The sequence below is a fragment of the Caballeronia sp. INML1 genome (genome assembly GCF_023631085.1).
Classification (GTDB): Bacteria; Pseudomonadota; Gammaproteobacteria; order Burkholderiales; family Burkholderiaceae; genus Caballeronia; species Caballeronia turbans.
Window position 1 is genome coordinate 130,563 of the sequence record NZ_JALQDT010000001.1, and the last position, 12,221, is coordinate 142,783.

The window sequence follows — 12,221 nt, forward strand, 5'->3', positions numbered from 1 at the left end:
CGTTCGTGAGTACGGGCGCACACGCAAGCGGTCGAAACGCGGCTTCGTCGCCGTGACGGCCCGACGCCGGATCTTCGAAATCGAAGATCCGGCGTCGGGTGCTGCCTGGGCGGATTGCTTAGCCGAGGAGCTTCAGAACTTGCTGCGGCAGCGAGTTCGCTTGCGCGAGCACCGAGATACCAGCCTGTTGCAGCACCTGCGCCTTGCTGAGGTTCGCCGTTTCCTGCGCGAAGTTCGCGTCGGTGATCTGCGATTGAGCCGACGACAGATCGGTCGATTCAGCCTGCTGCGACGACGCGATTGCGCTCAGACGGTTCTGGGCGGCACCCAGCGTCGCCTGGACGTTGTTGAGCGTCTGCAGCGCGTTGTCGATCGAGACCAGCGCGACGTTGGCACCCGTCGTCGTGCTGATGTCGAGGTTCGCCACCGTGTCCGGCGTGTTGATCTTGTTGATCGACTTCGTCAGGTCGGCGATCGCGGAGCTCACGGCCGCGCCCATCGAACCGGCGACGCCCGAGCTGAACGACAGCGTGTTTTCATGCGGCGCTGCAGCCGTGCCCGTGCCCGCGGTGCCCGTGCCGAAGATGGCCGAGACAGCGGTCGAGTTCAGCGCGACGTTGTTCTGGTCGGTGAACGTGAAGCCGCCCTTGCCGTCCGACAGCACGTTGATCGAGGTGATCGCCGCGCCGGAAGACGTGTAGCCGCCGCCCGTCGTCAGCGACAGGTTCGAGAACGTGCCGAGCGTGTTGCCCTTCTGAACCATGCCGCCGCCGAGCGAATTCGCGCCCATGTCCTGGCTCAGGTCCAGGTTGATCGTCTGACCGACGTTCGCGCCGACCTGGAAGCTCAGGCTGCCAGCGGAGCCGTCCAGAATGTTCCGGCCGTTGTACGTCGTCTGCGAAGCGATACGGTTCACTTCAGCGATCTGCTGCGACACTTCCTTCTGCAGCGAAGCCTGGTCGCTCGACGAGAGCGAACCGCTGGCGGCTTGCACGGCCAGCGTACGGATACGCTGCAGGCTGGAGGTCATCGACGAGAGCGCGCTCGAAGCCGTTTGCGCAATCGACACACCGTCGTTCGCGTTCGAAACGCCCTGGTTCAGGCCGTTGATCTGCGTTTGCATCCGGTTCGAGATCGCGAGGCCGGCAGCATCGTCAGCAGCGCTGTTGATGCGCTTGCCCGACGACAGGCGGGTGATGGCCGACGACAGCGCGCTCTGCGTGCTGTTGAGGTTCTGCTGGGCAACCAGCGAGTTGATATTGCTATTGATACCGATCATTTTTTGCTCTCCTGGGAGACTTTGTATGGCTTTGGCTTTGGCACCGAGTGTTGCCTGGCGGTCCTGCGCTCGGTGATAGCCGGCCGCCTACTTGTGGTTATCGGGCCCCTCGAAAAAAACTTAAGGCCCCGCGCAAACGATTTGTGTAATGAATGCGTTCGTAAGCCTGCGGAAGCTCGCCGGGCAAGGCACCGCTTTCCCGCGTATCCTTTTTCGTCCGTCCTTTTCGCGCATTCGGAGCACACATGCAGACACGCAGCATCGGCACATCGGAACTGAAAGTCGCGCCGCTCGTCTTCGGCGGCAACGTGTTCGGCTGGACCGCCGACGAGCGCACGTCGTTCTCGATCCTCGACGCGTTCGTCGATCACGGCCTGAATTTCATCGACACCGCCGACGTCTATTCCGCCTGGGTGGACGGCCACCAGGGCGGCGAATCGGAGACGATCATCGGCAAGTGGTTCAAGGAAAGCGGCAAGCGTCACAAAGTCGTGCTCGCGACGAAAGTGGGCAAGCTCTCCACGCGCGCCGGGCTGACGGCGGCCAACATCGCGGCGGCCGTCGACGATTCGCTGAGGCGCCTGAAGACCGATTACATCGACGTCTACTTCTCTCATTACGACGACGAGAACACGCCGCTCGATGAAACGCTCGCCGCGTATCAGCAGCTCATCAAGGCGGGAAAGGTGAGGGTGATCGGCGCGTCGAACTACTCGGGCGAGCGGCTGGACGCGGCGTTGAACCTCGCGAAGGAGTCGGGCTTGCCGGCCTATCAGATCCTTCAGCCCGAATACAACCTCTACGATCGCGAAGACTACGAAACCGGTCTGGAGCCGGTGGCGACACGGCACAAGATCGCGGTCGTGCCGTACTACGCGCTTGCGAGCGGCTTTCTGTCGGGCAAGTACCGGTCGAAGGAAGACACGCTGCACAAGACACGCGGCTCGCGCGTCGAAAAATATCTGAACCCGCGCGGCTTCAGGATTCTCGATGCGCTCGACGAAGTCGCGAAGCGCAACGACACGACGCCCGCGACCGTCGCGCTCGCATGGATGATCGCGCGCCCGAGCGTGACGGCGCCGATCGCCAGCGCCACGTCGGTCGCGCAACTGGAAAGCCTCGCCGCCGCGACGCGCCTGCGACTCGCCGCCGACGACATCCAGCTCCTCGACGAAGCCAGCGCGTGGCAGAAATAAATCTGTTGCATCAATGAGTTGGATGGATCGGGGGAGTTGGCAGTGGCGCGGTGTTCTGGTAACATCGCGCCCGAATCGAGAAATGTGCCCGATTTCCTGCCTTCGCCTCTGAAAATGACAACGTCAACGAGCAGCGGCGAACGGCTCCGAAACGCGCCTTCGTGTGGTTCTTTCGAAAGCGCATGCCGCTTCCGCGGCTGAATCCCAACGCTCTCTTTTCCGGCCTCCGTGGCCGCTTTGCTCGTGTCCGTCGCGCCGTTTCGTGTCCGGCGGACGATCGGAGTGCCGGGGCGCGGCAGCTCGTAACGTCGCGCGCTTGAAAATACGTTTAGCAAACTCAGGATTTACATGACCACTATCGTCCTCAAAGAAAACGAGCCGTTCGATGTCGCGATTCGGCGTTTCCGCCGCACCATCGAGCGCAATGGCCTGATCGCCGAACTGCGCGAGCGCCAGTCGTACGAAAAGCCGACCACCGAGCGCAAGCGCAAGAAGGCCGCCGCTGTCGCGCGCCTGCGCAAGCGCCTGCGCAGCCAGATGCTGCCGAAGAAGATGCACTAAGCGTCTTTCGTGGGCGAGGATTTTCGGGTCCTCACCCGCATGGCAAAACGGCGGTGCGACCCGTAAGGGCGCACCGCCGTTTTGTTTGTGCCTCGAACTACAGGATTGCAGGCGTCACACGAACGCGTGACGCTTTCCGAGCGCCGCGAGCTGATCCGGCCAATCGGAGATATCGGCGTAATCGTGCACTTCCTCCAGCTCGATCAGCAGATCGATGACGTTCGGATCGTAGGCATTCACGTTCGATGCGTACAGCGCGCGCAGCAGCTCGCCGTCGCGCGCGTGCCGATAGTACGAGATCCCGACGCCTTCCAGCTCCGGCTCATACAGATCGTCGCGCACGAGCGAGCCGATCGCGCACTTGCGGCCTTCCGGACTTCGGAGCCGGCACGACCCGTTGTCGTCTTCGGACACCGCACGCTGCGTCAGCAAGTGCTCGCTGACGCGCTCGTAAATCTCCTTCAGGCTCAACATCGTAATAGGGCTCAACATCACAGCACCTGCAATATCACGCAGCCGTTTTGAGAAGTTCGGCGGACAGCCCGAACTGACGCGCGATCGATGTCAGACGTTCGCGCCATTCCCATCTGCCGAAGACGTCATGCACGTTCTGCAGGCAGGAGAGCAATTCGACGGTGTTGGGATCGAACACGTTGATGCGCGCACGAAGGAGCGCGCGCCTGAGCGCCGCGACGCCGACATCCATGTACGCCGGCACCTGCTCGGGCGGCTTCGCGATGTAGCGAATGGGCACGCCTTCCATCGCGGTGATGTAGTCGCGCGGCTTGATGAAGCTCCCGACAGGACAGCCGCCGCAATATCCGCGATACGCGCCGCCGCCGCGCGGCAGCAGAGCCGCTTGCCCTTGCACGAAAAGATGCTGTACCGCGCCGTTGAAAATCTCCTGATGGGTCAGGAAGTTCAAGCTTTTCATGATCATCTCCCCTGCGCCCCTGCGCAGCGGCCAAGCGTTATGTATTCGAGAACCTGCACCTGCTTTCCGAATGCGGCGGCGTCGTTGCGAAAGTGATGCAACCTGAATCAACGCTTCGCCGCCCGGACACTGCCTCGAGCATGGCGGTTTCCCGGCCTGGGCCTGCGGTCTCACAAGGCCCCGTGTGCTCGCGTCGGATTTCTACACTCAGTGAACGGTCCGTGCACCGTCAGTTATAACGGTTCGATCCGGTAAAAAGGTGCGCCAGCGCACGCGAGGACGCCATTTTTACACGGGCCGTACGTTCGTGCAGTGCGGAAAACCCGGCCAAAATCCTTGCAGTTCGGGCGATTGCGCGTGCTTCACTGCAAAAAAATCGCCTTCCATCAGGATTTACCCTTATGTGTGCGTGCTGTGCTCAAATATGTTGTCAAAAAGCAAAAATTTTCCGCATAGGAATTGCCTCAATGTGCGGATTTGGCCACGACCTTCCGTTTGGTCTTGGGTTTTCCTCGCGAAAGGCAACTCGCGGCGTGATCGTTGACCATGCCCGTGGCCTGCATGAAGGCGTAGCAAATGGTCGTGCCGACGAACTTGCAGCCGTACTTCTTGAGCGCCTTGCTCAATGCATCCGATTCAGGCGTGGACGCGGGCGTGGGGTTCGCGGCATCGCGCGGCGTGTCGATGGTTTTGCCGTCGACGAATGACCAGACGAAGTCTGCAAACGAGCCGTGTTCCTGCTGGATCTGTTGCACGGCCCGCGCATTGAGCACCGCCGATTCGATCTTCGCCCGGTTACGCACGACCCGCGCATCCTGCACGATCCGCTCGATGTCCTTCTCGGTGAAGCGCGCCACCTCGTCGATGTCGAACGCCGCGAAGAGCGCCCGATAACCTTCGCGCTTGTTGAGGATCGTCGACCAGGAAAGGCCGGCTTGCGCGCCTTCCAGCACGAGCATTTCGAACAGATGCTGATCGTCGCGCGAGGGCACGCCCCATTCGTCGTCGTGGTACTGGATCATCGCGTCGGTCGTGGCCCAGGCGCAGCGGATGTGATCGGTGTCTGCCATTGCGAGTCCTCGTCATTGTTCTGGATCGCGCCAGCATAGCCGAACGTTCGCGCCGCGCCATCTATGCCATTCGGCCGATTGGCGCGCGCCGTGGCCACCGGTAAGCTTGCGCGCATGACTACATCTTCGACATCGGAATTCAAAGGCTTCCTGCTCGGCATCGACGGCGGCGGAAGCGGAACGCGCGTGGTCCTCGCAGACGCGCAAGGCACCGAACTCGCCCGCGCGAGCGGCGGGCCTTCGGGTCTCGGGCTTGGGGTCGAACGCGCCTGGCAATCCATCGGCGATGCGTGCCGGCGCGTGTTCGACGCCGCGGCGCTGCCCTTCGACTGGCGCAACTGCGTGCTCGGCTGCGGACTCGCGGGTGTGAACAACGCGGACTGGCTCGCGGCGTTTCATGCGTGCGCGCCGGACGTGCGCGCGCTGAGCGTCGAAAGCGACGCCTACACGACCGTGCTCGGCGCGCACGGCGGCAAATCCGGCGTGATCGTCGCGCTCGGCACGGGCAGCATCGCGGCGTCGCTGGACGAGGCGGGCGTTTGCCGCATCGCGGGCGGCTACGGCTTCCCGAGCGGCGATGAAGCCAGCGGCGCGTGGCTTGGTTTGCGCGCGGTCGTTCATCTTCAGCGCGTGCTCGATGGACGCGCGGCGGAAGACGAATGGTCGCGTGCGCTGCTCGCGCGCACCGGCGCGACGGATCGCGACAGTCTCGTCGTGTGGCTCTGCGCCGCGAACCAGACCGCCTACGCGACGCTCGCGCCGACCGTGTTCGAGTTCCACGATCATCCGGTCGCGGCGCGGCTGCTCAAACGCGCGGCACTCGAAATAGAGCGTCTGGTCTCGGCGCTGGATAAGTCGGGCGCGTTGCCAGTCGCGTTGTGCGGCGGACTTGCCGTGCCGTACGAGCCGTTCGTGCCGGCCGCGTTGCGGGAACGGGTACGAGCGCCGCGCGCGGATTCGGCGGCGGGCGCGCTCGAACTGGCGCGGCGCGCGGCGTCCGCATTCGGGGCTGCCTGCAGACCGGCGCGATAAAATACTGAGCTTTGCGGCACCACAAAGGCAGTCATGTACTCGGTCATCGCTACTGATCTCGACGGTACGCTTCTCAACAGCGACCATCAGCTGGACCCCTTCACCGCTGAAACCGTGCGCACGCTGGCGGCGCGCGGTGTGCCCATCATCATCGCGACGGGCCGGCACTACCGCGACGTCGCAGGCATTCGCGATCTGCTCGGCGTCGACGCCTATCTGATCACGTCGAACGGTGCGCGCGTGCATGCGCCCGGCGACGAACGCATCTACTCGCGCGACCTCGATCCCGCCGCCGTGCGCCGACTCGTGCAGCCGGATCTCGCGGGCGCGCATGGGCGCGTCATCGTCAATCTGTTCGCCGACGACGCCTGGCTCATCGACCGCCACGCGCCCGAACTGCTGGTCTTTCACCAGGATTCAGGCTTCAAGTACGAGGTGATGGATCTGCGCGAGCATGATGGCGAGAACATCGCGAAAGTGCTGTATATCGGCGATCCGGCCGATCTGAAGGAAATCGCCGCGAATCTCGAGCGGGAATTCGGCGACTCGCTCTACGTCACGTATTCGCTGCCGGATTGCCTCGAAGTGATGACGTCGGACGTATCAAAAGGACGGGCGCTGCGTTTCGTGCTGGAGCGGCTCGATGTCGATACCGCGCAGTGCGTCGCGTTCGGCGACAACATGAACGATATCGACCTGCTCGAAACTGCCGGGCATCCGTTCATGATGAACAACGCGAACCCCGATCTCATCAAGCGGCTGCCGAACGTGCCGCGCGTCGGGAACAACTTCGAGGCCGGCGTCGCGCACCATTTGCGCAAGCTGTTCAGTATCCGCGACGAGCTGGCGTCGCCGGGACAGACGCCCGACTGAGCGTCCGTGGCGCCGGGCCGCCGGGTTCGCCGGCGGCGCTTTGCGCTTATCCGCGGTGGCCCCAGTTGTTGCCGTAGCCGCGGTGGTTCCAGCCGGCGCGGTCATAGCGGCCATAGTCGTGGTCGTAGCCACGGTGCCAGCGCGGCGCTTCATGGCGATAGTACGGCGCGCCATACGCCGGCACCGCAGGACGCACGTACACCGGAGCCGGCGCCACGTAAGCCGGCGCGCCGAGCGAAACGCCGATGTGCAGATCGCTATGAGCCTGAGCCGCTCCCACAGCACCGATTGCAAGGCCGGTCGCGACGAGCATTTGGGTGACGATGCGCTTCATTGTCTTTCTCCTTTAAGGCGACGTGTGTCGCATGAGTTCAATGTAAGCGCCCGCCGTCTTACATGCTTCGAGGACTTGTTACGGTGTGCAAGGGCGGCGTAAGGGACGCGGGAAGCGGACTTGATCGGGCGATATCGCTGAACGCCTTACCGGGCGGCGCTTTCGCGTCATCCTGTTTCGTGGCGAAAAGGGCGCCGAGACAATTCATAAGCAGGCTGCGTAATTCGGCATTACATTTGTCGCGCCCGTTTAATCATTCGAAGGGGCGCCGTGGCGCAAAAACAAAAACGGGCGCCTGTCGCGCCCGTTTTCCTTTACTGCTGATTTTTCCGCCGACGCTTATTTCTGGCGCGTCAGAGCCGGATAAAGCACGCCCGCGAGAATGGCACCGACGATCGGCGCGATCCAGAACAGCCACAGTTGGTCGAGCGCCCAGCCGCCGACGAAGAACGCCTGGTCGACGAGCGCGCCGGATTCACCGACGTATTGGTGACCGGAATCGAAATCAGGTGAATGAGCGTCAGGCACAGGCCGATCGCGAGCGGCGCGAAGCCTTTCGGCGCGCGGTCGTCGGTGGCGCCGAGGATCACGAACAGGAAGAAGAACGTCATCGCGACTTCGCAGACCAGCGCCGCCGCCATCGAGAAATGACCCGGCGAGTGTTCGCCGAAGCCATTCGCGGCAAATCCGCTCGACGCGAATTCGAAGTTCGGGTTGCCCGTGGCGATCAGGTAGATGACCCATGCGCCGAGCGTCGCGCCGATCACTTGCGCGGCGATGTACGGCACGAGATCGCGCACCGGGAAGCGGCCAGCCGTCGCGAGACCGATGCTCACAGCCGGATTCAGGTGGCAACCGGAAACGTGACCGATGGCGTAGGCCATCGTGAGCACCGTGAGACCGAATGCCAGCGAAACGCCGGCGAAACCGATGCCGAGTTGAGGAAAGGCAGCGGCGAGCACGGCGCTTCCGCAGCCGCCCAGCACGAGCCAGAAAGTACCGAAAACTTCAGCGCCGAGACGCTTCGACAAATGCATGATTCTGCCTTCGTGAAAGAATGAAAAGCCGTTGATTTAAAACAAGAACGCGTGGCGCGCTTGCGCAGCGGAGTTTAAGCGCGGAGTCTTTTGCGAACTGTCAAAAATGGTCGATCGGCTCTCGATTCACGGGCATCGGACTGGACTTCGGATTCTTCCTTATGGGCGGGGAAAGCGCAGCGCCCGAAGGGCGCGTGCATAAAAAAATGCCGCCCGGCAGCGGGCGGCATTCGATGCGATTTTGACAAACAGGCGGCGGTATCAGCCGACTGCAACCTGACGCAGCACCGGGCGCTTCGCGGCCTGGAGCATCGCGGTATAGCTCTCGACGTAGTTCTGCGCCATCGTGTGTGCGCTGAATCGGCGTTCGAACTGCGCGCGGATTTCGGTGCGCGACAGCTCATCGAGACGTTGCAGCGCGCCGACTGCGCCCGGCACGTCTTCGCAGATAAAGCCCGTCACGCCGTGATCGATCACTTCAGGCACCGAGCCACGGTTGAACGCGATCACCGGCGTACCGCAGGCCATCGCCTCGATCATCACCAGACCGAACGGCTCGTTCCAGTCGATCGGGAAGAGCAGCGCCTTCGCGCCCGACAGGAATTCCGGCTTCTGCGCCTCGGTGATCTCGCCGATGAACTCGACATGCGCCTGCGAGAGCAGCGGCTCGATCGTCGACTTGAAGTATTCCTGATCGGCCTTGTCCACCTTGGCGGCGATCTTCAGCGGCAGACCGCTCTGTGCCGCGATCCTGATCGCCAGATCGGCGCGCTTCTCCGGGCAGATGCGGCCCAGGAAGGCGAGATATTCCGGCTTCTTGTGCGGCTGCGGCGTCAGCAGTTCGTTCGGCAGACCGTGATAAACCGTGTTCAGCCAGTTCGCCTGCGGCAGCGGGCTGCGCTGGTTATCCGAGATCGAAATGACGTTCGCCTTGGTGAACGTGTTGAAGATCGGCTGCAGTTCCGGCAGGTCGAGGCGGCCGTGCAGCGTCGTCACGAACGGCGTGTCCATCTGCGTGAACAGCGGGAACGGCATGTAGTCGAGGTGAAAGTGCAGCACGTCGAACTCGTGGGCGCGCTGGCGGACGGTTTCGAGCAACAGCATGTGCGGCGCGAGCGCGTCGCGCACGGTCGGGTCGAGACGCAACGCACGCGGCCACACCGCGTCGAGCGTCGCCTTGGTTTGGGAATCGCCGCTTGCGAACAAGGTTACATCGTGGCCGAGCTCGACGAGCGCATCGGTCAGATAAGACACGACGCGTTCAGTGCCGCCGTAAAACTTCGGAGGTACTGCTTCGTGCAACGGTGCAATTTGTGCGATTCGCATAACGTGACTCTCCATGTAGGTAAGGCATTGCAGTCACGCTCCGGTCGAGCGCTCAACACATGCCATTCGGGCGGGCTGCGTGATGGTGTAGACGCCGCCCGAGATCGGCCCGGAGCTGAAAACCATCGCGACCGGGTTATCCCTTACTGCCCATTATCGGTATCGAGAGCGGCATTTCACGTCATTTTTCAATCGCTTATCGTTGTTACAGCGCGATACATGTGCTGTTACGAAGTCAAAAATTGCACCGAAAAAGACGTTGTCGACGGATTTGAAGCGTGAAACACACCGCGGGTTTTAGGAAGCAATTCCCGTTCCCGAGCGGAGGACGTTGCTCGTATTGTCTCTCCGGCACGCCCGGCCTCGATAAAACGAAATTACGGCATTAAGTCAGACGAAATAAATGCCGATATTCCTGTCTGCCGATCGGCAATCGGCGGGCTCGGCGTGTAAGAAATATTCCTACATGAATCTTCGCGAAACTCCGTCTTCTCGTCGGAAGGTTTGTCCGACAGGCGCGGCCGCGAGCATCGGCGACAATCGAAGCGAAACCAGACAACGTGCGCGGGGCCGCATTCGCTGTCCTTTGCGAATTCGAGCAAACGTTCCCGCCGGGCCTGACCAGCCAAAGTATCGATTCGGGGAAAACATGACGATCAGCAATACGAGTACGCTCGCGGAAATCCGCGAGGTGAATCTGTCGTACTTGCTCCTCGCACAGCGGCTCCTTCAGGAAGACCGCGTTTCGGCGATGTATCGCCTCGGGCTTTCCGAGCAGGTCGCGCAAGTGCTGACCTCACTCACGCTCGCCCAGGCGGTGAAAGTCGCGTCGTCGAGCCATTTGCTGTGCCGCTTTCGTTTCGACGACCACACGCTTCTCTCATCGCTCGCCGACAAGGAGAAGAGCGCTGCGCTCGCGCACGCCCATGCAGCGATCCTGCTGGCCGACGGTCCCGTCGAGCAGATCGCCTGAATCGCCCGCGAAAATAGATGGCGACGAAAAGCGTGGTCGGGGAAGTCCGCGAAATCACCCTGGCGATCGAGTTGATTGAGCTGGGCGCGCGGCTGCAACTGCTCGAAGCGGAAACGAGCCTGTCGCGCGACCGTCTCATCAAGCTCTACAAGGAGCTCAAGGGCGCGTCGCCGCCCAAGGGCATGCTGCCGTTCTCGACGGACTGGTTCATGACCTGGCAGCCGAACATTCATTCGTCGCTGTTTCACGGCATCTACCGGTTCATCGACCAGCACGGCGGCGCCGGAGGCACGCAGAGCACCATCCAGGCGATCGTGAAAAGCTACCGCCTCTATCTGGAGCATGCCGCGCTTTATGGCGACGAGCCCGTGCTGTCGCTCACGCGCGCGTGGACACTCGTGCGCTACTTCGAATCCGGGATGTTGCAGACGAACGCCTGCACGCGCTGCGGCGGGCGCTTCGTCGCGCACGCTTATGATCTGCGCACGGGTTATGTCTGCGGTCTGTGCCAGCCGCCGTCGCGCGCGGGCAAGACGCGCAAGGCGGTTGCATCCTCCGGCGCTCAGGCGTCTGCGCCGCGCATCGCGGCCTGAAGCCGCTTGCAGCGCAGCCCCGCTTCCACGCGGGGTTTACCGTTTGCCGTCCCCGCCGATTTGCCCCCAAAGTTTTTCAGTCGAGTGCCGTAAACCACTTAACGGCGGTCTTACCGCATCAAAACGTGAGGACTCGACTGTGCTGATTTTCGTTGGATCGCTCGTGACATTGCTGTCCGTCTTTGGCGGTTACGCGCTCGAAGGCGGGCACCTTGGCGCGCTCATGCAGCCGGTCGAGATTCTGATGATCGGGGGCGCGGGCGTCGGCGCGTTCATCCTCGGCAATAACGTCAAGACCATCAAGGCGACCATTCAGGTCCTCCCGACGCTCTTCAAGGGCGCGAAGTACGACAAGAACATGTACATGGAGCTGATGGGCCTGCTCTATGTGCTGCTGGCGAAGGCGCGCAAGGAAGGCACGCTCGCGCTCGAGGCGGATATCGAAGATCCGTCGAAGAGCCCGGTCTTCAGCCAGTACCCCAGGATTCTCAACGATCACCACATCGTCGAATTTCTGACGGATTATCTGCGCCTCATGGTCAGCGGCAACATGAACGCGTTCGAGATCGAAAGCCTGATGGACGAGGAGATCGAGACGCATCACGTCGAGGGCGAGGCGCCCGCGCACGCGCTGACGAAGGTCGGCGACGCGATGCCCGCGTTCGGCATCGTCGCGGCGGTGATGGGCGTCGTGCACACGATGGCCTCCGCCGACCAGCCGCCCGCGATTCTCGGCGAGATGATCGCGCAGGCGCTCGTCGGCACCTTCCTCGGCATTCTTCTTTCCTACGGTTTCATCGGACCGCTCGCGAACGTCGCGGAGCAGCGCGTCGCGGAGCAGACCAAGATGTTTCAGTGCATCAAGGTGACGATCCTCGCGAGCCTGAACGGTTACGCGCCCGCGATCGCGGTGGAGTTCGGCCGCAAGGTGCTGTTCTCGACGGAACGTCCGTCGTTCTCCGAGCTGGAAGAACACGTGCGCCGGGTCAAGTCGAAGTGACCGGAGCACAGCG

At 62.4% G+C, this 12,221-nt stretch carries 13 protein-coding genes and 1 pseudogene; 7 read left to right on the forward strand and 7 right to left on the reverse strand.

Features of this window, described 5'->3' with window-relative positions:
- Positions 1-118: 118 nt before the first annotated feature.
- The gene (locus NCR38_RS00625; protein ID WP_061116790.1) at positions 119-1,279 is read right to left on the reverse strand and encodes a flagellin; all 1,161 of its coding nucleotides are present in this window, start codon (positions 1,277-1,279) and stop codon (positions 119-121) included.
- 245 nt (positions 1,280-1,524) lie between these two features.
- Here NCR38_RS00625 and NCR38_RS00630 point away from each other — a divergent pair, with 245 nt between their 5' ends.
- Together NCR38_RS00630 and rpsU are read left to right on the forward strand one after the other, a co-directional pair.
- A complete protein-coding gene (locus tag NCR38_RS00630) occupies positions 1,525-2,475 on the forward strand; it encodes an aldo/keto reductase (protein WP_250476174.1) in 951 nt (316 codons plus the stop codon).
- Between the two features lie 348 nt (positions 2,476-2,823).
- Positions 2,824-3,036, forward strand: a complete 213-nt coding sequence (gene rpsU, locus NCR38_RS00635) for a 30S ribosomal protein S21 (RefSeq protein ID WP_008351904.1) — start codon at positions 2,824-2,826, stop codon at positions 3,034-3,036.
- Between the two features lie 114 nt (positions 3,037-3,150).
- On the opposite strand, the gene NCR38_RS00640 is transcribed toward rpsU, so the two are convergent.
- From NCR38_RS00640 to NCR38_RS00650, 3 genes are all read right to left on the reverse strand, one after another.
- The gene (locus NCR38_RS00640; protein WP_250476175.1) at positions 3,151-3,528 is read right to left on the reverse strand and encodes a hypothetical protein; all 378 of its coding nucleotides are present in this window, start codon (positions 3,526-3,528) and stop codon (positions 3,151-3,153) included.
- A 16-nt stretch (positions 3,529-3,544) separates the two neighbouring features.
- The gene (locus NCR38_RS00645) at positions 3,545-3,970 is read right to left on the reverse strand and encodes a hypothetical protein (RefSeq protein ID WP_061116938.1); all 426 of its coding nucleotides are present in this window, start codon (positions 3,968-3,970) and stop codon (positions 3,545-3,547) included.
- A 464-nt stretch (positions 3,971-4,434) separates the two neighbouring features.
- A complete protein-coding gene (locus tag NCR38_RS00650) occupies positions 4,435-5,040 on the reverse strand; it encodes a DNA-3-methyladenine glycosylase I (protein WP_250476176.1) in 606 nt (201 codons plus the stop codon).
- A 114-nt stretch (positions 5,041-5,154) separates the two neighbouring features.
- Between NCR38_RS00650 and NCR38_RS00655 the strand changes: the two genes are divergently transcribed.
- Together NCR38_RS00655 and NCR38_RS00660 are read left to right on the forward strand one after the other, a co-directional pair.
- Positions 5,155-6,072 carry a BadF/BadG/BcrA/BcrD ATPase family protein gene (locus tag NCR38_RS00655; RefSeq protein ID WP_250476177.1) on the forward strand — a complete coding sequence of 306 codons (918 nt, stop codon included), beginning with the start codon at positions 5,155-5,157 and terminating at the stop codon, positions 6,070-6,072.
- A 33-nt stretch (positions 6,073-6,105) separates the two neighbouring features.
- Entirely contained in the window at positions 6,106-6,945 is an 840-nt protein-coding gene (locus NCR38_RS00660) for a Cof-type HAD-IIB family hydrolase (RefSeq protein ID WP_061116794.1), read from the forward strand.
- 46 nt (positions 6,946-6,991) lie between these two features.
- Here NCR38_RS00660 and NCR38_RS00665 read toward each other — a convergent pair whose 3' ends face one another.
- From NCR38_RS00665 to NCR38_RS00675, 3 genes and pseudogenes are all read right to left on the reverse strand, one after another.
- Positions 6,992-7,279 carry a hypothetical protein gene (locus tag NCR38_RS00665; RefSeq protein ID WP_061116795.1) on the reverse strand — a complete coding sequence of 96 codons (288 nt, stop codon included), beginning with the start codon at positions 7,277-7,279 and terminating at the stop codon, positions 6,992-6,994.
- Between the two features lie 339 nt (positions 7,280-7,618).
- A pseudogene (gene aqpZ / locus NCR38_RS00670) lies at positions 7,619-8,316 on the reverse strand (aquaporin Z).
- 261 nt (positions 8,317-8,577) lie between these two features.
- Positions 8,578-9,642: a glycosyltransferase family 4 protein gene (locus NCR38_RS00675; protein WP_061116797.1), complete on the reverse strand. Its 1,065-nt coding sequence runs from the start codon at positions 9,640-9,642 to the stop codon at positions 8,578-8,580.
- Between the two features lie 655 nt (positions 9,643-10,297).
- Between NCR38_RS00675 and flhD the strand changes: the two genes are divergently transcribed.
- From flhD to motA, 3 genes are all read left to right on the forward strand, one after another.
- Positions 10,298-10,615 carry a flagellar transcriptional regulator FlhD gene (gene flhD, locus NCR38_RS00680; protein WP_250476187.1) on the forward strand — a complete coding sequence of 106 codons (318 nt, stop codon included), beginning with the start codon at positions 10,298-10,300 and terminating at the stop codon, positions 10,613-10,615.
- Positions 10,616-10,632: 17 nt separating this feature from the next.
- Complete coding sequence (gene flhC, locus NCR38_RS00685) at positions 10,633-11,208, forward strand: flagellar transcriptional regulator FlhC (RefSeq protein WP_061116799.1); 576 nt, start codon at positions 10,633-10,635, stop codon at positions 11,206-11,208.
- A gap of 139 nt (positions 11,209-11,347) precedes the next feature.
- Complete coding sequence (gene motA / locus NCR38_RS00690; protein WP_061116800.1) at positions 11,348-12,208, forward strand: flagellar motor stator protein MotA; 861 nt, start codon at positions 11,348-11,350, stop codon at positions 12,206-12,208.
- Positions 12,209-12,221 lie beyond the last annotated feature (13 nt).